Origin of the sequence: Flectobacillus longus (assembly GCF_030056705.1) — a bacterium.
GTDB classification, from domain to species: Bacteria; Bacteroidota; Bacteroidia; order Cytophagales; family Spirosomataceae; genus Flectobacillus; species Flectobacillus longus.
Genome location: NZ_JASHIC010000007.1, coordinates 61,692 through 85,033, shown reverse-complemented (window position 1 = coordinate 85,033; position 23,342 = coordinate 61,692). Strand labels below are relative to the sequence as shown.

14 protein-coding genes are annotated in these 23,342 nt (G+C 37.9%); 4 read left to right on the top strand and 10 right to left on the bottom strand.

The genetic code is table 11. From position 1 onward, the window contains the following. Positions 1–39: 39 nt before the first annotated feature. The 6 genes from QM491_RS06665 to QM491_RS06640 form a co-directional block, all read right to left on the bottom strand. Complete coding sequence (locus QM491_RS06665; protein ID WP_283326547.1) at positions 40–2,163, bottom strand: fibronectin type III domain-containing protein; 2,124 nt, start codon at positions 2,161–2,163, stop codon at positions 40–42. Between the two features lie 142 nt (positions 2,164–2,305). Continuing rightward, complete coding sequence (locus tag QM491_RS06660) at positions 2,306–8,458, bottom strand: hypothetical protein (protein ID WP_283326545.1); 6,153 nt, start codon at positions 8,456–8,458, stop codon at positions 2,306–2,308. 13 nt (positions 8,459–8,471) lie between these two features. Next, on the bottom strand, positions 8,472–10,130 hold the full coding sequence (locus QM491_RS06655; RefSeq protein ID WP_283326543.1) for a hypothetical protein: 1,659 nt from the start codon (positions 10,128–10,130) through the stop codon (positions 8,472–8,474). 296 nt (positions 10,131–10,426) lie between these two features. Beyond that, a complete protein-coding gene (locus QM491_RS06650) occupies positions 10,427–10,786 on the bottom strand; it encodes a hypothetical protein (RefSeq protein WP_283326541.1) in 360 nt (119 codons plus the stop codon). A 98-nt stretch (positions 10,787–10,884) separates the two neighbouring features. After that, positions 10,885–11,583, bottom strand: coding sequence for a response regulator transcription factor (locus QM491_RS06645; protein ID WP_283326539.1), 699 nt, complete (start codon positions 11,581–11,583; stop codon positions 10,885–10,887). Between the two features lie 49 nt (positions 11,584–11,632). Further along, positions 11,633–12,874, bottom strand: coding sequence for a sensor histidine kinase (locus QM491_RS06640; protein ID WP_283326538.1), 1,242 nt, complete (start codon positions 12,872–12,874; stop codon positions 11,633–11,635). Between the two features lie 191 nt (positions 12,875–13,065). Here QM491_RS06640 and QM491_RS06635 point away from each other — a divergent pair, with 191 nt between their 5' ends. After that, the gene (locus tag QM491_RS06635; RefSeq protein WP_283326536.1) at positions 13,066–13,353 is read left to right on the top strand and encodes a hypothetical protein; all 288 of its coding nucleotides are present in this window, start codon (positions 13,066–13,068) and stop codon (positions 13,351–13,353) included. An 85-nt stretch (positions 13,354–13,438) separates the two neighbouring features. Here QM491_RS06635 and QM491_RS06630 read toward each other — a convergent pair whose 3' ends face one another. The 4 genes from QM491_RS06630 to msrB form a co-directional block, all read right to left on the bottom strand. Beyond that, entirely contained in the window at positions 13,439–13,900 is a 462-nt protein-coding gene (locus QM491_RS06630) for a DUF3299 domain-containing protein (protein ID WP_283326535.1), read from the bottom strand. Positions 13,901–13,997: 97 nt separating this feature from the next. Continuing rightward, positions 13,998–14,654 (bottom strand): hypothetical protein, encoded by a 657-nt coding sequence (locus QM491_RS06625; protein WP_283326533.1) that lies wholly within the window; start codon positions 14,652–14,654, stop codon positions 13,998–14,000. Between the two features lie 60 nt (positions 14,655–14,714). Further along, the gene (locus QM491_RS06620) at positions 14,715–15,812 is read right to left on the bottom strand and encodes a Gfo/Idh/MocA family protein (RefSeq protein WP_283326532.1); all 1,098 of its coding nucleotides are present in this window, start codon (positions 15,810–15,812) and stop codon (positions 14,715–14,717) included. Positions 15,813–16,206: 394 nt separating this feature from the next. Beyond that, entirely contained in the window at positions 16,207–16,701 is a 495-nt protein-coding gene (gene msrB / locus QM491_RS06615) for a peptide-methionine (R)-S-oxide reductase MsrB (protein WP_166553113.1), read from the bottom strand. Between the two features lie 1,002 nt (positions 16,702–17,703). Between msrB and QM491_RS06610 the strand changes: the two genes are divergently transcribed. From QM491_RS06610 to QM491_RS06600, 3 genes are read left to right on the top strand one after another with little or no spacing between them, the layout of a single operon-like run. After that, positions 17,704–20,904, top strand: coding sequence for a SusC/RagA family TonB-linked outer membrane protein (locus QM491_RS06610; RefSeq protein ID WP_283326530.1), 3,201 nt, complete (start codon positions 17,704–17,706; stop codon positions 20,902–20,904). Positions 20,905–20,929: 25 nt separating this feature from the next. Beyond that, the gene (locus QM491_RS06605) at positions 20,930–22,381 is read left to right on the top strand and encodes a SusD/RagB family nutrient-binding outer membrane lipoprotein (protein WP_283326528.1); all 1,452 of its coding nucleotides are present in this window, start codon (positions 20,930–20,932) and stop codon (positions 22,379–22,381) included. A gap of 24 nt (positions 22,382–22,405) precedes the next feature. Continuing rightward, positions 22,406–23,245 carry a BT_3987 domain-containing protein gene (locus tag QM491_RS06600; RefSeq protein WP_283326526.1) on the top strand — a complete coding sequence of 280 codons (840 nt, stop codon included), beginning with the start codon at positions 22,406–22,408 and terminating at the stop codon, positions 23,243–23,245. The last annotated feature ends 97 nt before the right edge of the window (positions 23,246–23,342 follow it).

Genomic DNA, 23,342 nt, shown 5'->3' with positions numbered 1-23,342 from the left:
TTGTGTACTGTTAAGCAATCGGAATATAGTTAGAAAAACCTATTTTGCTTGTACACTTACAGTATTACTCATTTTGTAGCTTGTTCCATCTTTAAAATAGACTTTTACAGCATAATCCAAGGTATTTGGAGTCTTATCCAGTTTTTCTGAAAATCTATTTGCTTCAACCGTCTGCCACGTACTCAGTGCTGATTTGTTTTCAGCACGATAAATCACAAAATGAGATACGTTGTTTGAACGGCAAGTCCAATCTAAAGTCACAAGCTTTTGATTGGGGTCATAATTTACTTTCAATCCTTCCACGCTGGCAATGCCATTTTCACCAACATACAAAATCGATTGAGAAAACTCCGATTTAGATTTAAGTTTGCTATAATCTTCTGCCTCCACTTTGTACTCATAGCGTTGGTTATTTTTTACGTCAGTATCGATATAATTGATTGAGGTTGTTAATAAGCCATTGTATTGTTTCAACACCTCCCAACTTCCTTTCGATGATTTTTTATATAAAGTATGAAAAGAAACATCTTCGCTCGAACTAGGAACAATCAACAGTTTTATCCCACTTTTCTCCACAACAATTTGTTGAAAAACAGGTGCCGTTGGAGGATTAGTATCGGGCAGTTTTGCCATAACTACAGGTGAATATTCTGAGTGATTATTGCTTATATCCACAGCAACTATCTTATAAAACAGTTGGCGATTCAACAATGTTTTGTCTGGAATAGAATCTGAGTACTCAGAATTAGGAACGCCATAAGGCGTGAGCAATGTATAATTTTTGGCATCCTTACGATATGCTCGATACACTTTATAGATGGCGACATCAGGTTCTGAGCTAGCGGGCCAGTCTATCACTACTTTCCCCTGTGGCGTGGCCGAAGCTGTGAGTGTATTTGGAGCTTTTGGAGGCGTCCTATCCTCAATATTTGCCACAACTGGCATTGCGTAGTTTACATTTCCAGCGGTATCTACTGCCCCAACCACATAATATCTCCCTGTATAAGGCTCAGGTGATGCATCGGTAAAACTGAGACTTTGAGTAGATAAAACCTCTTTTTTGACAAAATTAAAAGGACCAGCCACCGAGCCGCCTTTGGCTATGACATAGCCTTTGAGGTCGTTGGTATTACCTGTTTTTTCCCATGTAATATTTACTTCCTTATTATCTACAACTTTTATTTTAACATTTTTGGGTTTTGCAGGTGGTGTAAAATCTTTTGGCGAACCTACCATGATATCCGACACGGGACTTGATATCCCAAATGGATCAATCCCGACGATGCGATAATAGTATTTGCGATAGTTGACTAAGTTGGAATCGATATAGGTAATTAAAGAACTAGGATTGGTAATACCACTATAGGTTAAAGAATCTTGTTTGAGCAAATGTTCGTCGACAGGTGTTTGGATATAAGGATTGGTCGTGATAGATTTAAAATTCTTTCCATCTTCACTTCTTTCTATCAAATATCCCGAAAACTCACCATCCACACTCATGCGATACCAGCGAAGTGTAACCTGTGAGTCGCCTTGTAAAATGCCTGCTGTTATAGGCGCATATACTTTCGTAAACTGGTTGGCAAACAGTACCACTGTCGCAGTATCTGCTTTAGGAGTAGATTTAGAATCGGTATCTATCCAAACTTTATACATAATAATATCATCGGGATTTTTGGCAGTCTTATCGACCCAACGCAAACCAAGCACTGTAGCAGCATTAGCACTATAATCGGCCGATAGCATAGCACTGGCATATCGGCTATTTTGTTCATTACTTTTTTGAATAATACCTCCTACACTCTGCTGAAAAGTCGTGCTTGCTTTGGGATTATAAAGTGACTGTACGGCAGCGCCAACATAACTATCTTGTTTGGAATAACGCAATTTTACCTCTTCAAAAGTCAATGGGAGAATTTTGTTAGGAGTCAAAAGAGTACTCATTCCTTGACTTGAGCCTTTTGAGATAACCGTTTTCTGTACACGATAGCCTTTTTGACTAGCAATAAGCCATTGCGCTGCACTGGTAGGCGCCCAGCGCAATACGACTGAGTCTTGGTAATTGCGAACAAGGAGCTGTAGCTTGGGATTGAGAGACTTTTGCGCCTGAACTTTCAATCCAACGGATAATAACAAAATGAATATATAACTTAGTTTTTTCATGACTCATGAGTTTTAAGTAGGTCGAAAAGGGACAAAAAACTAACTTGATGTTACGAATAAAAATGATTTGAAACCTTGATAATTAAGAATCAAAAACTTCAATCCATAAATCTACACGCGTACGTTCGTTGTCCCATTTTGCTTAAAATTTAAAATACCCTCCTACGATTGGTGATGGCATAAATGCTGCTGTACCAAAAGTGAAAGTCTTCTCTACTCTATTGGTTGGTGCATCTGCATGAGGTTTGTACTCCAGCGTAATATAGGCTGTTGTACCACCTGTCCGTGGTTTGAAGGTATAATAACTGGCTGACTGATAGTTACTATACACATCCAAATCGGCATTACTAAAGTTACGAGCCATCGTAGAGGCGGAGGTATTCAAGGTCAAACTTCTACTTGTTCCTTGTACGTTGATATTTCCGAAAATAGAACCAAAACCTAAGGAGACATTTTTCCAATTCCCTAAACTTGCATTCAGTGCTTGGCGAGTTCTGACCATATTTTCACCAAAATTCTTGACTGCGTAAAAATCATGATACGCAACTTGATCAACCTTGAAGGCAAAAGCATACATTCTGGTAGGTTCGTCTTCTAATGGGAAGAAAGTCAATGAAGGTCCAATAATATCGTCCAGACGCAAAAATGAGCCAATCGCATTGATATTACCGAGGGCAACTTTTACGCCACCAGAAGCAGCAGGCTGATTCGAAGTAGGTTGATTTACAGGAGTTTGCAAACCGTTGAAAGACGCATTCAAATTAACTGATCCAATAGAGGCAACTTGCCCTATCAGAGACTGGCGTTGGATACTTACTGCTAAATCTGGTGTGCCAATACCTACAATTTTTCTCAGTTCTTGAACACCGTAGTTGATACCTATCTCTTTGGCACCAAAATTTACCAAAGGCGTGTACACTTCGTTTTGAATATAGGTATCGAAACTGACTACACCAGCTTTCATCGGACTCGACACATTTAATAAGGCAGGCTGGGTTTTTCCATTTCGTGTGTAACCATATAACTCAGCATCGTCAAAATTTTCGGCAGTTCCATTCGATGGCTTTATATCCATCACCAAGTAATCCGCGGATTGAACATTATTGGTATTTCGATATTCGGCTCTTTCGAAATTTACAGCTGCCAATTTTTCATTGATAGTACTGTATTTACTGGTTTTGAAAACAATGTCATAAATTACCTTAGATTTAGGAATTGAAGAAGAGGAAGTTGCCGAACGATTTAGGGCATTTTTGTTGATATAGAAAAAGTCCTCTTGGCTTCGTAAAAATGCTGAGGCTTTAGCCACTGTAACTTTCTCTTTCACCATGGCGCTTGCCAAAAGTTGCTGATTGAGATTGATGGCTGAGCCTACAGCACTTTGATAAATTCTACGGATTTCGACACGGTAGGTTTTATCATTTTGTAAATTGTTCGGAATATCAAATTTCACCTGATTTTGTTTGTCGTAATACACCGCTGTTGTGAGTGTATCGCCACCATCTTTCGGAATATATACTGCCTTGTAGATATATTTTCCAGCCAACAAAGCACTAAATTTTGAATCGCTACCATCTACGGTGCTACGAAAGGCTTCATCAGGAATTTGCCCTTCGATCACTCCTTGTGGTAATTGATTTTTCAAGAAATAATTTTGTCCTTCTAATGGCCAAGTATAATTTACATTGCTAAACTTGATATAATCAGGTTGTTTAGCTGTTGAAAACTCTACTGTTTTTTCTTCGGAACGATTACTATTATCACCTTTTCCTCCAACTTCTTCAATACCTAATGAAATACTGAATTTATGTTTGGAAGTTGAGGCAAAATGTTTGTTTTTCGACAAAATCAATTGCTGATTATCATTCACCCATTCAGGTGATTGGAAGCCATCGAATGTGGTTAGACGACCGCCATTTTTACTGTCTTCATACGTAAGCTTGTATTCTTTTAGTTTAAAACGGAATGTTTTGACAGTATTATCAGGCATTGCTAATTCATAATCTTGCCCAATGCTAGTGTTGAATGTTACGGTAATGGGTGCATCGGTTTCTACAGCATTTTCGCCATTGGCAGGAGAAATATCTCCGATAATTTCGATACCATCCAAACCATTATCCTTATTGTTGGCAGGGGTACATTGTTCACCAAAAGCCAAATCAAAGCCTGTGTTTATTTTGATTAAACCCAACACATTCCCTTGGACTTTTACCCTACCACTCATCCACATCGGATTAGGAATACCACCTTTGAGTATTGCTCCAGCCGTCACTTCACATATCTTAAAACGTCCAGCAGCAAACCATGAATCTAGGTCAATATAGGCTCCTCCGTTGAGATAGGCATACATTTGGGCGTTGGCATACCAGCCATTCCAGCCCAGTGCTTGTCCACCTTGTTCGCATTCGATACCATATTGTAAGGCAGCATCAAAGCCTAAAATAGCAGAAGCATTTACAGAAAGAATGGCGACAGTAGCGTCAAAACTACCTTGTAGTTGTCCGCCTACCAATATAGAGAACTTAGGCACAGAGGTCACTCGTCCATCTTCGTCAGTACCGACATTCGTTTTGGACGCCACCTTACTATACTGAGCATTTCGGTATTGGTCGGCAGCGGCGTTGGCTCCACCCATAAAATTACTTACCTCAGCAGGTAATTCTGGTAAACCACCCAAGTCGTTGCCCATCGCTATATAGAATTTTGCTCCTAGATGCGCTTTTACAACAGGTAGATTCAAGTCCAAAATATTAAATGCAATACGTTTTTGAGCATCGAGAGGGTCTCCTAATTTGATATGCCAATTTTGTGGGTCAAAGTGTACACGCAATGGCACTTGGACATTTGTTCCTAATATGCCTGCGGTAATATCTGCGTTTACGTCATAAATACCTGGTGCCAAATAATTGAAAGCTACCGAACCTTTTACCAAGGTAGTTGGATCGTCGGGAACACCGTCTTTACAGATGATATTGACTGAACCCGTAGCATTAAAATTGTTGAGTGCACCATTAGCAAAACCTGCTTCAAGTCCCACCGAAGCCGTCAGTAAGCGGGCATCAGCCACAGACATATACACACGAGCTTTAAGTCCCCAAGCACCTTTTTGTGGTGAATACACCAAGCCCGACTTTGTCACACCGGGGGCATTATTCAGTTCCATTTTTTCGGCGTCGGTGAGCGGCTTATTAGCAATTTTAGCATCTACTGTACCCTCTTGTTTCATGTTAAAATACAAACCTCCACCAAAACCTGTCAAGGTAAGTGGCGGTACTAGTACAAAGCCTGGGTTTGCCACCACCGAAGCATCCATATAGCCATAATAATAGTCATTGGTATTGCCAAAAATGATATTAGATTCGACCGTTGCCAGATTCGGAATTTTTACCTTTCCCCATCCACTCAAGCCTGTTCCATATTTTGCATCGCTATAATAAAATTTCAATTCACCTTTAACATTGGCAGGACCAAACTGTCCATCAATGGTAAATCGAGAAGGATATACTCCTTTGAAGGAAGGTGTTAATTTTCCATTTATAAAATCTAATCTACCTAATACTTGTACCGTTCCAGATGCATTTGCCAAGCTGGCATCGTCGCCACCTACCATGACTTTCACCCCAAATTCGAAGCCTAAGCCAATATTGTTTTTTACAAATTTTGGAGGAATCAATTGAATAGGGAAACCTCCCATTTTTGATTCTTTACCTCCATTGGCTACTGCTGAGCTCATTATAATATCCTCATGAGGACCGCCTTTTACGTCTTTATTGGCTGGGTCTTTTTCATGCTCTCCTGCCAGTCCTCCCTCCAGATACCATTCACCTGTTTGTAGATATATCCCGCTACCAGCAATTTCGTCGCCCCCCAAGGCTTTAAAAGTTGAAAGTGAGAAATTCTCAAAAGTCAGGTCAGGCACGACCATATTGAGTGGTGGTTTGGAGTCTAATGTTAGCGTACCATTGAGTGAAAATAAGAACTCTGGGTCTTTATCTTTTACCAAGCCAATCACAAAAATTGAGTTCGGAGCTATTTTCATATTGGCCATAAATACTGGCACATTGTATCCTTGTGGTTTGGGTTTTACCAAGATTTTGAGCGAATCTATACCATTACGAAGGTTACAAGTATAATCTAACACATCGGAACTAATCGGCAATTGTATTTTACCCACCATATTACCACGTATCAAGGCATTTTTGACAATCAATACCTCAAAAGAATCTACTGAAAAAGCCAATTTTCCCATTTTTCCTGTCGTATAATCCAACAATGGATAACGTGAAGGCGTAAAACGTGCAGTAAGTCCGTCGCTATCAAAAACCATATTAGATGCTGCAAAACTGAGGCGGTTATTTCCTCCTCCGCCTAGCGATTTAGGTAACAATACATCTACTCGTTGCAAATATAGTCCTTTGAAAGTATTACCTCTTTCACCATCATATTCGGCTGGTGGGTTGAAATTGGGGGGATTTCGAAAATCAGAATGGTCATAAAACGCATCTAAACCTTTCACCGAAATTCCTCCTGCATCTTTAATCCCAAATGTTGGAACTGTTACTGTAGCAACCCAATCGTTCCATTTGTTAAAATCAAATTTGAGTTGTGTAATGACATCACCAGCTAGGGTATTACCGTTTTCATCATTTAACTCCAACACATTTTTCCCTAGATTCAACTCCGCTTCTACGTGCACATGACGAACCGAGTCTTCGTCGAGAATAGCATACGTACCATCGTTTTGTGGATAATGACTTTGTTTAAACGTGATTGGTGTATAGGGCGCTTTAAAGTCTTTGACTAAATAAAGGACTGCATTTTTGGGAAAAAGCTTGTCAGGCAACATACACATCTCAGTTGCAGCCATCGACAAAAAGGAATTATCCTCTGGCATTTTGACATTGAGTAATGCCCCCATTTCGGCACCATCTGGCGCAATTGTGAAATAATTGACCCCTATCAAACCAGCGCCAGTGCTATATCCAATAGGCAATGAAACAGCCATTTGCCCTTTGAGGTCATTCCAAAGTTTGCTTGTTAGCAAGTTGGTGTATGTTTTCAGATAGTCTACACTGATATTTTTATACGTCGATAAATCGGGAGGAGTAATGCCTGGCATTTGGAAACCTTCATCACTTCCATTTGCCAAACCTGAAATAGCTTGATTAGCGGCATTAATTTTCAATTTTGAAAATTTCACCTTCAATGGCACATAATTCCAAGTAATTCGTCCGTTCCCCGACCAGCCCTCTGGCGATTCCACGGCTTGGTCAATCGTCATGTCAAAATTGCCTATCTTTACCGTTTTACCTACTAAGTCATTTTGTTTTACGGCCAACAAATCGGCTGGAAATTTGGTATTTTTACATTTTACAATACTGCTGTTTGCAGCCAGCATTTCGCCCTGAGCACCTACTCTAAACGTGCAGACTTCGCTTTTTCCATCATTTTGTAAATAGATTTTTTCGTTAGCATCTTTCGCAACCACCATCCACGCATATAGTCCATTGACGAGTTCGGGATAGTTAGCGCCAAAAATGAGATTGGGAGCTACTAAATCCTTTTCTGAATACGGATTTCCTACATTTCTATTGATAGCGTTATTAATGGCGTCGTTGGGATTTTGTCCTTCTGGCACTCTAACAAGGTAAAAATCATACGTTATTTGTGCCCCAGCAATATTGCCCACGCAAGGAGTCCAGTTAAAAACAATATTTTGTGGATTAGTCGATTGAATTGGTGTAACTGGATCACATAAAGGCATGGTCAAGCGTGCTGGCTCGATATACGTTATGGGAATCATGATACATCCACGAGGCTCATTGCCATTCAATATCGCAGGTCGCTGATTGTAGGGTGCTACCTTGATACAGAATTCGTAGAAGCCTTGAGGAATCAAGCCACTAATCAATGATTTGGGGTCGATACCCGTAATATCGATGTTATTTTCAGTAAAAAAGTTTTGGCTAGAGCCAAAAATCTCCACCTCCACAGGCACTCCATTACCGGGGAGTGTTATCGGCGAGGAGGGTTGATAAGAATCTTTGGTAACAGCACGTACGCCGTTGTTTTGTCCTTTTATTTCTCCCAAAAGCTTTACATCGACTGGATTGGGAGTTGTATTTGTCAAAATTACTCTCAAAGAGTTATTGGCACCATCGGGCGCATAATCTTTGAGTCTTGGGCTATAGGGTGGGGGAAAAATCGTTTGAACGTTGATTCCACTAAGGGTTTGACTCAATGAATCAAACCCTATTCCCATCAATAAGCTCAGAAAAAGGAAAAGTTTTTTCATGGCGTTGAATGATTTAAAAGTTAAGAGAATAGCCCGCTTGGGTATATACTTCTGTGAAATTTCTTGCTTCAAATTTGAGGTCTTTGTTGTAGAGCAATGCCGCACTCAACGAAAGTTGTTGTTTGCTCGAAAGCCTGATACGTCCGTTCCATCGGGCATTGAAAGTATAGCCGTTGGCATTTTCTTTATAATAGTTTTGGTTATAATTGACATTCAAGCTATTAGAAAATGACTTCAAGTTTTTGGAAATATTCAAACTCACACCCATCGATTGTGTATTGCCGTATGACAAAAAGTTTTTGATAAAAATCCCTCCTGGGCTTATCGTAAATTTCTGTTTCATGTTGTTTCTCAAATAGTTGAAAGACAAAAACAGGTTATTGAATTCTAATAACTGTTTGGAAACCGTGTTATAATCGGTGGAGTTTTGATAACTCGACATCAAGTTTATCGAATGGCTTACCACCCTGTCGCCCCATGCAAAACGAGGTGCTACGACCAAACTTTGGTTGACTTGCTGGATTTTGAGCGTATCAATTATTCTATCAGGGTTGTTTTGGAAAGTGCCGTAATTTGAATAGGTCATCATCATCCCAAACTTGGTCGAGGGTTGCACCGACAAATTAAGTGAACCAATGTTACGAGTAGTTTGAGTGGCTTTGGTTTTACTAACATTATCTTGTTGTATGCCATAACTACCACTCAAGTTTACTCGACCCTGCCAGAAAGAAAAGGAGGGAGAAAATAGAATTTCTTGTACATCATTGTTGAAAAAGTACGCACCCATCGACTTATAATCGGTAGAAATCAAACGGTATTGTACTTGTAAGGATGCAAAGCGTGAACTAAATCTCAAGCTACTATTGGCGGCATAACCCACCTGCGTGCTCCGCTTTAATAAAAATAGTTTCTTCAAAAATTCACTATCGAGGGATATTGTTCCTGTCAAATCTTTGGCGTTTATATCAGAGGTATAACCACTGACTCCAAGGTCGGTCGACCAAGTTATTTTCTTGAAAAAAGTCAATTGAGAAACAATACCAAGCGTGGTGTTTTCGGCGGGAGTAATGCCTTCGGTAGATGGAATTCTAATAGAGTTTTCCTCATCCCATGCTTTGGTATAAATCAGGTCAATGAAGTTTTGCGAAGAACCAACTCCTACTTTTACGGCATATCCCATGCGTCTGAAAGTAGAGGGCAAAGACGAAAAGGTATTGCGAGTAGTGTCTCTCAAACTTGCTTGTTGAAAGCGCCCATACATGGCAGAGAAGCGAAATTTGCCAGGATTCAGGTCAATACCCGCCCCAAAAAACATTCGTCCAGCCAGTGTGTAATTGGAATAATTGAGGTTACGATAGCCCAAATGCAGTCTCGCCCATTTGTAGGATGGACTCATTCCAAACTGTTGGAACGGTCCCGAAAAGGACTGACTTTGTTGGTTAATCAAGAAAAAGAATGGCATTTGAATACCATAAAACGAAATTACAGGACTGGCAGAAATAGTCCAAGAAAAAGGGTCGAGACGCTGCCTACCTTCAAGATTTACATAGGTATTAAAACCTAAATTCAAACCTCCCGAAATGGTGATAGGCTTTTGTCCCTTTAAACCACCCAAATCTTGCGCCAATAGCGGAATCTGCCAAAAGCATAGTAGTATGAAAAGTTTTTTCATGAGTAGGGCAATGAAATTTGTTTACCTCAAAATAAGGAGGATATTTCATCATAATCTATGCCCTTTTTTACTCACCGATTAACTGGTTAATATTGTGATTATAAGTATATTAAATAATTTTATTTGTCTTTTATCTTTCATGGAATTAGTCATATAACCCTTTACACACATCAAACAATTGAAGTGCGAAGACTATATCTGAAAGAAATGGACTTAGAAAGCGTGAAGACGATTCGGAATTATTAGCTAGTATCAAGAGATACTTTTTATAGACATATTCTTAGTCTGAAAATAACCTAATATGTCCCTTCCAATAATACTTTTTCAGTTAGTGCATCTGCCGTGAATTGATTATAGGAGATGTTGAGTTTGCCAATACTTTCGCCCTTACAATTAAAGATATACGACCCAGGGGAAGATACTAGGGGATTGTTGACAGCTATGTAGTACTCGCTTTTGTATACATATAAGACAACCTTTAATGGACCACTTTTGGGCTGTTGAAATTGAGTAACTACCGTTTTGAGCCAAGGTAGTTCGGCAATAGGGTCTTTCTTAAAACATGTGTCGGTTGGTAACGTATTGGAGGCGTCATCAGTACAAGCATTCATTGAAAAAATGAAGAGTAAACTGGCTAAGCGTAGGTAGTTTTTCATAGTATATAATTTTAGAGTTTAGATGGTGTAAAGATAGTAAAATGTAATGATTTGAATATGAGTATTTTAATTATATTGTATTCCTTAAAATTGAATGATTACTGTTGAATATTAAGAATGAATCCAACCTTAAAAACATTGTCGATACTGATGTTGGGGTCATATTGTAACATTTTTCTTAATTTTGAAATAAACACATCAAAGCTTCTTCCTAAGAAATAATCTTTTTTGCCATAAATTTTTTCAACAGCGTCTTCTCTTTTTAAAATTTGATTTTGATTCTGACATAGCAATTTTAATACCTCACTTTCTGTTTCGGTCAAACGCCATGTTTCATCTTGATAACAAAGCTCTTGTCTTGAATAATCAAAAATGTAAGTGCCTATATTAAATTTCTGTGCTTGTGGTATTGTCGATTGAGATGGCTGGCGACGCAATAATACCTTGATTCGGCATAGTAATTCGTCTTCATCAAACGGCTTTGTGATATAATCCTCTGCACCTAGTTCAAAACCTTTTAGCTTATCTTCTTTTAACGAGCGTGCCGTAATAAACAAAAATGGCATGTTTGGATTGAGCTCTTTACAGTGAGTTGCTAGCGTAAAACCATCCATTTTGGGCATCATCACATCGAGGAGGCAAACGTCGTAATTTTGTCTTTTGAGGGCATTATATCCACTTTCTCCGTCTCGACATAGTTTGACTTCGAATCCTTGGTCTTCCAAAAATTCGGTCAATAAGAAACCCATACTTAGGTCATCTTCAATCAAAAGTATTTTGTGTGTAGTGTTGATCATAGATAAGTGGTTATCAGTAATTTTTCAAGCTTTTGCTAAAGACGGATTTCTATATGCACAATGGTAGATATACCTCAAAACAGCTTCCTTTTTTATCTTCGCTTTTTACTTGAATATTTCCTTTATGAAGCTCAAGCATATTTTTTACGTAAGCCAAACCTAGTCCAAATCCCTTAAAAGCATGAGTGCTTTGATGAACTCGTTGAAACTTTTCAAATATTAAACTCCTCTGACTGACAGGAATACCAATACCGTTATCTTCAAATGAAATGACTATGTCTTGTGATTGTAATTTGGCAGAAATGCGAATTTCGGGTGTATTTTCATTATATTTCAAGGCATTTTCAATCAGATTTCGAAAGGTATTAATCAGATGTTGTCTGTCTCCCAATACACACATTTCACTGTTGAAGCCCTCTTGGGTAATATGTGCATTTTTTTCGGAAATGGACATAGACAAACTGTCTATTGAAGCGCCAATGAGAGATTCGATAGATAGCTTTTCTTTCTCTAAAATGTATTCTCCGTTTTCGATTTTGGCAAGGTGTAATACTCGTTCAACTTCTTGGAGTAATTGAGTGTTTTCTCTTTTGATTACTTCTAAAAATGGATTTTCTCTTAAATCTTCATGTTTCTTAGCCAAGCGATTAACTGCTAAACCAATACTACTGAGAGGAGTACGAAACTCATGAGCCATGTTATTAAAAAAATCCACATTGGTTTGAAGTAAAAGTTTTTGTTTCATCAATGACCAATTGACCATCAAGAGAACAACCGTTATAAAACCAACAATTAAAAATGTAGCTAACACCATCAAAGTCATACCTCCTAAAATATATCGCTCTTTGGTTGGAAAAGTAACTCTCAGGTAAGACTCGTTACCATGGTGATTTTTGAAAGAAATAGCTGTTTGAAATACATCAGTTGCACAAAAACTATTGGTAGAAAGACTAAGTTGGTAGGGTAAAAAGACCTGATAATTTGCTAGATTTTTATCTAATGTTTCTCGAAATTCTTTTGTATTGACAATATCATGTGGCAATTCCGAAATATTCGAAATGAGCGTCTCGCCTGACATATCTACTACCGCACATTTGCCATCATTGCAATAGGCGCCATCTTTGTACGATTTGAGGGTAGAGCAAAGCGCAGAAGTGACCCGCTGATTAAATATCTCTTCAGACAATCGCCATGAATGTCGCATCCAAATAATCTGAATAATCACTAAGGCTATTACACCTAAAGTAGACGCAATCAGAATATAAGGAATATTTTTATGCTGAATTTTCATCTAGTAAAGATAAAGCGCTTCTTGTTAAACAAGATGATTTTAACAACTTTATAACAAGTCAATAACACTTAAGTGACAGCAAGAAGCAAGTATAATATTGTAATTTTGTAGGGTCAATAGCACGAAAATTATCATATTCACCAAATTCAATATTTTGTGTAGTTCATTCTTCCAAATTAAACAAATACAACATGAAAAAAGCAATTATTTCTGGATTCTTGATACTTGGCATTGTAGCAACATCTTTGGCATGTCCAGGTGGAAAATGTGATAAGTCGAAATGCGATAAATCAAAATGTGATAAATCAAAATGTGATAAATCGGCTAAAACCGAAAACTGCAAAGACCAAGACAAGAAGGCGGCTTCTGCCGAGAAAAAAGATGTGCAGGAGTACAAAGTTAAGGCTGATGCTAAGGCGTCTAGCAAAGTAGCTATATGGACATCTCCGTATTTTAGTTTAGACAAACCTGGCTGCTAGTCCTTATTCTATTAGGAATTCGGACTTTTGCTTTTATTCAACAAAATCAAAAGTCCGAATCCTAAAATTCACTATACTTGAAGTTCTAATCTACTCTCTCAGCATCCTCTAGAATATAATTTAACTCCTGTACATTAGTCGCATTGAGTCGGAGAATACCCTTAAATGTTCTTATCTCATCAACCTTGTATCGTTGATGTTTACCTCCAAACTTTAGTTGAATCATTGATTCAGGTCCAGATTTTCCACAAAAATAGCACATCGAATTAGGGTTTTGAGATACCACATAGTTGCCTTCGCTATCAATAGGAATCGTATATCCTTTGATTTCAATGGTTTTGCCATTCAGCATAGTTACCTTTGGACCAAAATTGGGATATAAATAAAACATCGCTAAGTCGATATTAAATTTCTTTTTGAAATGCACATCCTTTAAATCATTCCATGTGATTTTTTGTATATCAAAATCTTGCTTTATTCTTTTTTGAGGAAGTTTTTCAGAAAAAAATGATGCAAGTAAAATGCTGAACGCAAAGAGAGTTTTCATAATCCTTTATATTTTTGCAATAGTGTTGCAAAAATATAAAGGATTTGTATAAAGAGTAATAAACGATGGCATTTTCTTAGAAAAATATCCAAATGAGCTATTCACTGGATAGAGGTAAAATTTTTAAGAGAATCAATAAAACCATCATTATGAATCCAATGACAATAATCTTTTTGCCATGTTTGCGGTCACTTTCTGAATAGGAGTAAACGACCTCTCCATTAGGAAGTCGCTTTTGAGAAAAATAAATTCCCCAACCCATGGCAACACCTAAAACCCCGCCCAAAATGGCGAAAGTATAACCTGCCCATATAAATTTAGCTTGCGAAGGTTCTGGCTTTGCTAGCGTTGCCAATCTTTCTTTTTTCAGATACTTGAGATATTCCTTATCAAGAGTATGTCCTCTGTCTTGTAGAATTTTTTGAGCAAGTTTATAATCTAATTCAGACCACTCGTCAGCTTTGGATAGTATTTCAAACAGCTCTTCGTCCGAAAACTGAAAAAGATAATGATCGGGGTCAATATCCTCAATACTTTCTTGAGCAATGTTATCTATCAGCTTTTGAACTGAGGGGAAATTTTCTTTTTCGATTTTTACCAAAAAAAACTTTTGTACAGAACGCATACTCACTGGGTCGATTGCTCCATTACTAATTTCTGTTTGAAATCTGATATTGTTCTGCTCAAGGAATTGACTAAATTCGATAAAGTGTTCTTCGTCCGAAAACTCTTTGAAGGTTACAAATTCATCCATAAAAGGTGGTAGTTACAATAATCAAAGTTAAAGGTTTCTCAAGAGAGAAATTTAGATAAATTATTTTGAAAAATAAATGGTTTTACCTGTTTTGGCAGATTCTTTGGCAGCAGAAAGAATTTCTACAACAACGCTATTGATAGCAAAAGAAGACAAATCTTTTTCGGGTTTAATTTTACCATTGACTACCGCTGCCAAATATGCAAACACGTTGGATTGCTCATCAGGAAGAGGTGCTAAATCTATCCATTTTTCAGCATTGTTTGCTTCCCCAAATACATACCTCATTTTAGCTTCTTTATTGGCAATAACGATACCTGAGGTGCCGTAAACTTCTGTATCTTTTACTCCAAAAGGCCAGTTCCAAGAGGCCTGAATCACAGCTTGACTATTGGGATATTTGAGAATAATAGTTGCTTCGTCGTCAACTTTAGGATATACCGAAGGTTTGTCCTGTTGGGTTACTGCTGTTACCGAAATAGGCTTTTGCCCATCCATGAGCCAAGTCATGATATTGGCTCCATAACAGCCAAAATCTACTACCGCACCTCCACCATTTTGAATAGGATCGGTTAGCCAATTGGTAAATTCTTTAGAGCAACCAATTTCTATTGGACCATTATGACCATCTTTAAAAACTACCTTTTTGATTTCACCTAAATCCTTATTTTGTTTCGCCATTTCCCAAACCTTAGCATGAGACGCATACCATGTAGTTTCGAAATTGGTCAACAAATGAATTTTATATTTTTCTACTAATGCTTTCATCAACGCCAAATGCTGATTATTAACAGCCAAGGGCTTTTCGACAATTACATGGATACCTTTAGGTGCGCAAGATTCGACCACAGACAAATGATCGTAAATTGAATTAAAAGCACAGACAGCCTCAGGCTGTTTTTGTTGGATGAGCGCCTCCAAAGTTGGAAACCACATTGATTCGGGAAGGTTGTGGCGTTTGAGAAGACGCATCGCCAAGTCTTTGTTGGGTTCAGCAAATCCTACGATTTCTACATCTGATTGCTTGCCAATATACCCAAAAACTTGGTTAATATGGTCGTGAGTCATACCAGCTACACCAACACGGATAGGTCTGGCATCTGCAAAAATGCTTAATGTAAGCAATAATAGCAGGAAGAATGAATGTGTTTTTTTCATAGTTAATTGGGATAAAATTTGAAACTCAATTTATTCTAACAACCCAACATTGTTATCTGTCAGTATGTGTATTGATAAAATAAAAATATGATTCATCCTGAATTTAGTGAATGTTGAATGAGTGATTTAGTGATTATTTTAAAAATCTATATTCTAGCAGTAGAGACGCAATGCTTTGCGTCTAAAGCGGCGTCATGTTAAAATATAGTATCAAAAAAGGCGTTCGAAATAAATTTTTCGAACGCCTTTTTTGATAAACAGTAAATAAACACCTAGCATTTGAGCACTTTTTCCCAAATAGTGTGCGGCTTAAGACGTAAAGCATTACGTCTCTACAGCTAGAATACAAATTTTAAAAATCACTCATTCACTCAATCTCAAATCACTCAATTCTTTATTTCGCATCCTTTTCAAAATCTAATGCCACTGAGTTGAGGCAATATCTCAATCCCGTAGGTCTTGGCCCATCGTCGAATACGTGTCCGAGGTGTGCACCACAACGACTACAGAGAATTTCGGTACGTGACATTCCAAAACTATCATCAGGAATTTCGAGGATAGCGTCTTTGTGAATGGCTTTGTAAAATGATGGCCAACCCGTGCCCGATTCAAATTTTGTTTTAGAGTCGAACAAAGGTAGTTTGCAGCACACACATTTATAAATACCTTTTTCATGGTTTTTCCAGTAGGCACCCGAACAGGCTAATTCTGTACTTCGTTGGCGAGTAACTTTATATTGTTCAGGTGTCAAAATCTTGCGCCATTCAGCCTCAGTTTTGACTACTGCAAATTTGTGGTTTTTGAGCGGGTCGTCTTCTTTTCTTTGCGAACGACTTATCACGAGCCCTAATACACAAATGAATCCTAAAATGACTAATATGGTTTTCATATTTGATAAGTTTTGTTTTAATAATTACGAAAAACACCTACAAATTGTTTTTGTATGCAATTAATAACTTCTTAAAATGCTAAAAAGTCGGCTAGATTGCCAAATAGAATCAAGAAAAATAAATTTTGAAATTATGGTAAAATGTGAAATTCATAGAAAATTTTCCTGCAAGGTTTAATAACCAACTAACTACACTGTTTTTCTGGCAGATAAGTAATTTTACCATCAAAAATTGACCAAATACTACTTAATTTTAACATCTTTTAACATAATTTTAAATTTTTTTATTATGTTTTAAAATAAGTTATTATATTTATCCGTCTGCTTTTAAAGAGTCATTTTTGAGCAGTCCAATTTTCTAAAAAAAACGAATTGCAGAATTTTTTACTCCTAAATATTACTAGATGCAAAATATTTACTAATAAGGATTCAAACTTGACAAAATTTGAAAGTAATTCCTGAAAAAAAATCATGGATACTTTTCAGAAAAACAATCACATACATTTTCCTTCTTGTCAAACTTCTTTTGGTGAATAGCTTCTTTAATTTTAGGTGTTCGATTAAAACTTAAACCAAAACTAAATTTATCCCAGTTGAATATTGTCCTTCAAAAAAGGATAGTTTTTAACGTAACTTGACTAATTAGCTTGAAAAACTTTACTATTAAATCAGCCAAACTAAAGGAGAACTATCAAGATTCAAACACAACTTCTGGGTGAATTCACACTTAGAGGCTTTCCTTTTATTATTCAATCTCAAATACTCAAAACCTTAGCATTGTTCTATAACAATTGCCACTGAAAAGTACGTCTATACGATACTTAACAGGTTTTGATGCTATCATATTCATCTTTTCCATGCGAAATGATGCTATTCTAACTGTGTGTGTTCAAAACAGAACATACCCTTTCTAGAATACGTATATACTTACAGTTAGTTGAATTATATCTCTTTTCCACCTTTTAAGAATCTTTTTACCAAACAATTTAAACAATAATCATTATGAGAAAACTCTTACTGCTTATTACTGTATTTCTTCTTGTACAGATAGGCAACGCGTTTGCACAAGATAGGCAAGTTACAGGGAAGGTGACCTCATCTGAAGATGGTGCTCCACTTCCTGGCGTTAGTATATCAATCAAAGGTACTCCTCGTGGTACAACTTCGGGTGCAGATGGTTCCTATAAAATTGCTGTAGGAAAAGACGCTGTATTGACATTTTCATTTGTGGGTTTTGCTGCTCAAACTGTAACAGTGGGTGGACAATCACAAATCAACGTGGCAATGAAAGTAAACACTTCACAAATCGAAGAAGTAGTCGTAACTGCTCTTGGAGCAAAACGTTCAGAAAAATCTTTAGCATACTCAGCGCAGAGTGTTAAAGACGAACAATTAAACACGATTCGTCAGACAAACTTAAACAACGCATTAGCTGGTAAAGTGGCTGGTATTCAGGTACGTAGCCAGTCAACAGTCGCATTGGGTCGTGATGCTAGTATCCGTATCCGTGGTGCGGGTTCATTGAGCGACAAAGCTCCACTTTACATCCTTGACGGTAACCCTGTAAGTTCATCTGACGTAAACTTAGATGACGTTGAATCAGTAACAGTTTTGAAAGGTCCAAGTGCAACAGCACTTTATGGACAGCGTGGTGATGCTGGTGTAATCATCATGGCTTCGAAAAAAGGTACGATGAAAAAAGGCGTTGGTATCGAATTGAACCAAAGTACTTTCTACGAAACAGTTTATGTATTACCTCGTTACCAAAACTCTTACGCTGGTGGTGCTTCTTCAGACATGATTAAATTCAACTGGGAAGCTGGTATGCCAGAAGAGTGGAAAGCATTAAATGGTAAATACTATCATGACTATTCTGATGATGCTTCTTGGGGACCTCGTATGGTAGGTCAAGAGTATATTCCTTGGTATTCTTGGTATCCAGGTACACAATACACTGGTAAAACGGCTTCTTTGGTAGCTCAACCAAACAACATCCGTGATTTCTACCAAGGTCAGTTTGCTACTAACACTAACGTAAACTTCTCGAAGGCTGGAGACAACTACTCTACTCGTATTTCATTTACTGCTCAAAACCAAAACGGTTTGATGTACAAATCAAGTGGTGTAAAATATAATATTTCATCACAAACTACAGTAGATTTAGGAAAGCATTTGACTGCAACAGCCAACATTAACTTGTCAGAATACACTATCAAAGGACAATTTAATGATGGTTATTCTAACCAATCTTCAGGTTCATTTAACTCTTGGTTCCACAGAGATTTGGATTTGAACAAGTTGAAAGAATTGAAAGATTTGACTTCTCCAGAAGGTATTTTAGCAAGCTGGAACCACAATAACCCAGGTGCTTATGCTTCTTCTCCATTGAACTTCTACGGAGCAAACTACTGGTATAACTTCTACTCGTATTTCGAGAAATTAGATATTTCAGAAAACAGAAGACGTATGTTTGGTGATGTGAATTTGACTTACAAAATCAATGATAATTTGAAAGTAGCAGGTTTTGTTCGTTTCAACCAAGGTAATACTTTTGGAGAATCTAAAGTTCCAACGATTCTTCAAACATCGGCTACTCAGACAGGTTTGAAAGCAGGTTATAACACTTACCAAACTTATGGTAACATTGTAAACAACGGTAACACGCCAAATGAAATGAACTACGAATTGATGGCAACTTATAATAAGCACATCAATGACTTTACAATCGATGCTTTGGCTGGTGGTAACATTCGTCACGATAGCTACAGAACAATGTCGGCTGGTACTGTAAACGGTTTGGTTATTCCAGATTACTTTGCTTTGAGTAACTCATCATCGACTCCTTCTTTGAGTTCTTACCGTTCAGATAAAGAAATTCGCAGTTTGTATGCACGTGGTTCATTCGGTTACAAAGACATCATTTTCTTGGAAGGTTCTGTACGTAATGACCGTTCATCAGCACTTCCAAAAGATGCTAACTCATACACATATCCTTCGGTAGGTACTTCATTCGTGTTCGGAGAGTTGATTCGCAATACAGTTCCTGCCTTATCATTCGGTAAGCTTCGTGCTAGCTGGGCACAAGTTGGTTCTGACTTAAGTCCATATTCATTAGCATTGAACTACTCATTGGCATCAGCTAAATTTGGTTCATACTCTTATATGGGAACACCAAATACGATTGTTGACCCTAATATCAAGCCAGCTTTGTCATCTGCGTATGAATTTGGTTTAGACTTGAAATTCTTGAAGGATAAATTAGGTTTGTCTGTAACATACTACAACGAAGACAAGATCAATGAAATCATTACTGTACCTATCTCAGGAACAAGTGGTTTTACTTCTAAATTGATTAACGCTGGTAAAATCAACCGTCATGGTTTGGAGGTGTCATTAAACGCAACTCCTGTTAAAACTAAAGATGTAACTTGGACTACTACTGTAAACTGGGCTAAAAACACTTCAAAAGTATTAGCATTAGCTGAAGGTGTAGATGCGATTACTGTAACATCTGATGCATTTGGTGTAGGTACTGTAGTTCACCAAGTTGGTGAAGCATGGGGTCAAATCCGTGGCGGTGCATACACTTACAAAGATGGCAAGAAAGTATTGACTGCTGATGGTATGTATGTAGTAACTCCAAACTCTTATTTGGGTAGTGTATTGCCAGACTTTACGGGTGGTTGGTTCAACCAAATCCAATACAAAGACTTCGTTCTTTCGGCTAACATCGAATTCTCAAAAGGTGGTAAATATTTCTCATTGTCTGATTACTGGGGTGGTTTCTCAGGTTTGTTTGAAAGAACAGCAGGTGTAAACGACAAAGGAAACCCTATCCGTGACCCTATCGCTGATGGTGGTGGTGTACACGTACAAGGTGTAACTGCCGATGGTGCAGCAGTAGATAAATACGTAGATGCTTATACCTACTTCCACCAATTTGCTACTAACAAACTTTCAGAAGAACACGTTTATGACCTTGACTTTATCAAATTGAGAGAGATTAGCATTGGTTATAGAATTCCAGTTAAAGGAAGCAAATTGTTACAAAGCGCAACGGTTTCAATTGTTGCTCGTAACCCTTGGTTGATTTATACTAAAAACAGAGATTTTGACCCATCAGAGATGTCTCAAATTTTCGGTGAAAACGGTCAGTTCCCAGGCACAAGATCATTAGGTGTAAACATCAAATTAGGTTTCTAACAAACGATTTTAATTGAAGAGTAAGATGATACGTAAAAATATACTAAAAACGCTGGGTTTTGCATCAGTTATGCTTTTCACAGCAAGTTGTTCGGATTTTGGAACAATGAACGACAACCCCAATGCCATTGTAACACCAGTAACATCAGCTTTGTTAACAAACGCATTGTTGGACTTTGATAGCCCCGCTACCAATGGCTCAATCAGAAATGGTTTATATTGTCAGTATTTTGCTGAAACACAGTACACTGAGACATCGCTTTATGCTATTCCACAAATTGGTTGGGATGGCAACTATGCTGGTTCATTGTATGACTTACAAAACATCATCAATAACAATACGGATCCTGCTACCAAAGCTTATGCTGCGTTAAATGGTTCAAACAATAACCAAATCGCTTTGGCTCGTATTGTAAAAGCATACCGCTTTTTGATGTTGACTGACCAATGGGGTGACATGCCTTATTCGGAAGCATTACAATTGAAAACACAACCAAAATACGATACACAACAAGAAATCTATACAGGTTTGTTTAAAGAGTTGAAAGAAGCTGTTGCTCAATTTGATGGTGGTGCTTCTCCTGCTGGCGATATTGTACATAGTGGTAATTTAACACGTTGGAAAAAATTTGCTAACTCTTTGCGTTTGATCATGGCTGTTCGTTTATCAAAAGTTGACCCAACTACAGGTAAAGCGCAGTTTTTGGATGCCTTGGCATCTAGTGGTGGTGTGATTGATGCAAACGAAGACAATACTCAAGTGGCTTATCCAGGCGGTACATTCAATAGCCCTTGGTACAATACCTACAACGGACGTAAAGATTATGGTATTAGTGATGTGATCGTAAATATGCTTTACGCAACTTCTGATGCACGTGTAAATGCTTATGGCGAACCAAATGCAAGTGGTACTGTGGTTCCTATGCCTTATGGTTTGACTCGTGATGATGCTGTGAACTATACCAACGCACACGCTGACTGGTCTAGAATCTTGAATCCTACTTATAGAGCTGGTAGTGCAACGTCATTTGTTTTGACAGCAGCTAGTGTTTATTTGGCAAGAGCCGAAGCAGCAGCTTTAGGTTGGACAACAGAAAGTGCTTCTACTATGTACAGCAAAGGTCTTGAAATGTCTTGGAAACAATGGGGTGTATTTGACCAAGCGAAGTTTAATGCTTTTATGTCAAATGCTTCTGTTCAATTAGGAACTACGAATGATGATATCTTGACTAAAGTTCGTACACAGCGTTATATCTCATTCTTCCCAGATGGTGCAAACGGTTGGTCAGAATGGCGTAGAACAGGTGTTCCAGCTCTTGCTCCAACACCAAAAGCTACCAACGTTAGTAAGCAGATTCCTCGTCGTTTTGTGTATGGTTCAAATGAGCCAAACCTTAACAAAACAAATTATCAAGCAGCAGTATCAAGACTAACAGGTGGTGATACACAGGATGCTAAAATTTGGTGGGACAAATAGATGAACATTTTAATTCTAGAAGCAATGAAAAAATATATCAACATATTTAATGTCTTAGTAATGGGTTCTCTTCTTTCGCTGACTAGTTGTATCGAAGAAGGAAAGGATCTAATTGCTGGAAAAGGCTCAAACTTTGTTAGAATCCCTGCTGCAGGCACAGAACTAAACAATGTAGGTCTTGAGCTTAGTGCAGGAGACAAAACGGCAGATTTAGTGGAAATTATCCGTGATGTAACTTCCAATGCTGAATTGCAATCGACCGTTACTGTGAAGTTAAAGGTAGATGATGCCTTGATTACGAAATATAACACGGCACATGGAACAACTATCAAACCTTTGCCAACTTCTTTTTACAAACTTTCAGCTACAGACGTAACATTCAATGCTGGTGAGTTTAGTAAAATTGTTCAGTTGACAATCGACCCTACCAAAATCGTAGGTGCTGACTATGCAGTAGGTTTAACGGTAGATAACGCAGGTGCTTACAAAATCCGTTCAGGTTTGGGCTCAGCATTGTTCAAAATCATTGCTAAAAACCAGTGGGATGGTCGTTACAAAGCTGCTGGGGTATTCTCACACCCAACTGCTGGTGACCGTGCTATCGACCGTGTAAAAGACTTGGTAAGTGTGAATGCCAACACGGTAATTGCTGAGTTAGGTGACTTAGGTGGTTCAGGATATTATATGTTGTTGACCATTAACACAGATAATTCTGTAACGATTAAGCCGTCTGGCGCAACTCCAAACGTAGACCAGAGTTATTCTAGAAACTACTACGACCCAGCTACGAAGAGATTCTATTTGAATTACTCTTATAACGTAAACGCTCCTCGTATTGTGAAGGAGACATTGACTAGACAATAAAGAATTTTATTAATAATTATTGGTTAAATTGTAATCGGTACTGAATATTTCGGTACCGATTTTTTTGAATCTGGATGTCTGAAATTCCAATTATTTA

What these genes read in the sequence shown, in the direction of transcription:
- QM491_RS06660 (WP_283326545.1), bottom strand. Translation starts at nt 8,458, where the DNA reads ATGAAAAAACTTTTCCTTTTTCTGAGCTTATTGATGGGAATAGGGTTT.
- QM491_RS06625 (WP_283326533.1), bottom strand. Translation starts at nt 14,654, where the DNA reads ATGGATGAATTTGTAACCTTCAAAGAGTTTTCGGACGAAGAACACTTT.
- QM491_RS06645 (WP_283326539.1), bottom strand. Translation starts at nt 11,583, where the DNA reads ATGATCAACACTACACACAAAATACTTTTGATTGAAGATGACCTAAGT.
- QM491_RS06600 (WP_283326526.1), top strand. Translation starts at nt 22,406, where the DNA reads ATGAAAAAATATATCAACATATTTAATGTCTTAGTAATGGGTTCTCTT.
- QM491_RS06635 (WP_283326536.1), top strand. Translation starts at nt 13,066, where the DNA reads ATGAAAAAAGCAATTATTTCTGGATTCTTGATACTTGGCATTGTAGCA.
- QM491_RS06640 (WP_283326538.1), bottom strand. Translation starts at nt 12,874, where the DNA reads ATGAAAATTCAGCATAAAAATATTCCTTATATTCTGATTGCGTCTACT.
- QM491_RS06655 (WP_283326543.1), bottom strand. Translation starts at nt 10,130, where the DNA reads ATGAAAAAACTTTTCATACTACTATGCTTTTGGCAGATTCCGCTATTG.
- QM491_RS06630 (WP_283326535.1), bottom strand. Translation starts at nt 13,900, where the DNA reads ATGAAAACTCTCTTTGCGTTCAGCATTTTACTTGCATCATTTTTTTCT.
- QM491_RS06605 (WP_283326528.1), top strand. Translation starts at nt 20,930, where the DNA reads ATGATACGTAAAAATATACTAAAAACGCTGGGTTTTGCATCAGTTATG.
- QM491_RS06650 (WP_283326541.1), bottom strand. Translation starts at nt 10,786, where the DNA reads ATGAAAAACTACCTACGCTTAGCCAGTTTACTCTTCATTTTTTCAATG.
- QM491_RS06665 (WP_283326547.1), bottom strand. Translation starts at nt 2,163, where the DNA reads ATGAAAAAACTAAGTTATATATTCATTTTGTTATTATCCGTTGGATTG.
- QM491_RS06610 (WP_283326530.1), top strand. Translation starts at nt 17,704, where the DNA reads ATGAGAAAACTCTTACTGCTTATTACTGTATTTCTTCTTGTACAGATA.
- QM491_RS06620 (WP_283326532.1), bottom strand. Translation starts at nt 15,812, where the DNA reads ATGAAAAAAACACATTCATTCTTCCTGCTATTATTGCTTACATTAAGC.
- msrB (WP_166553113.1), bottom strand. Translation starts at nt 16,701, where the DNA reads ATGAAAACCATATTAGTCATTTTAGGATTCATTTGTGTATTAGGGCTC.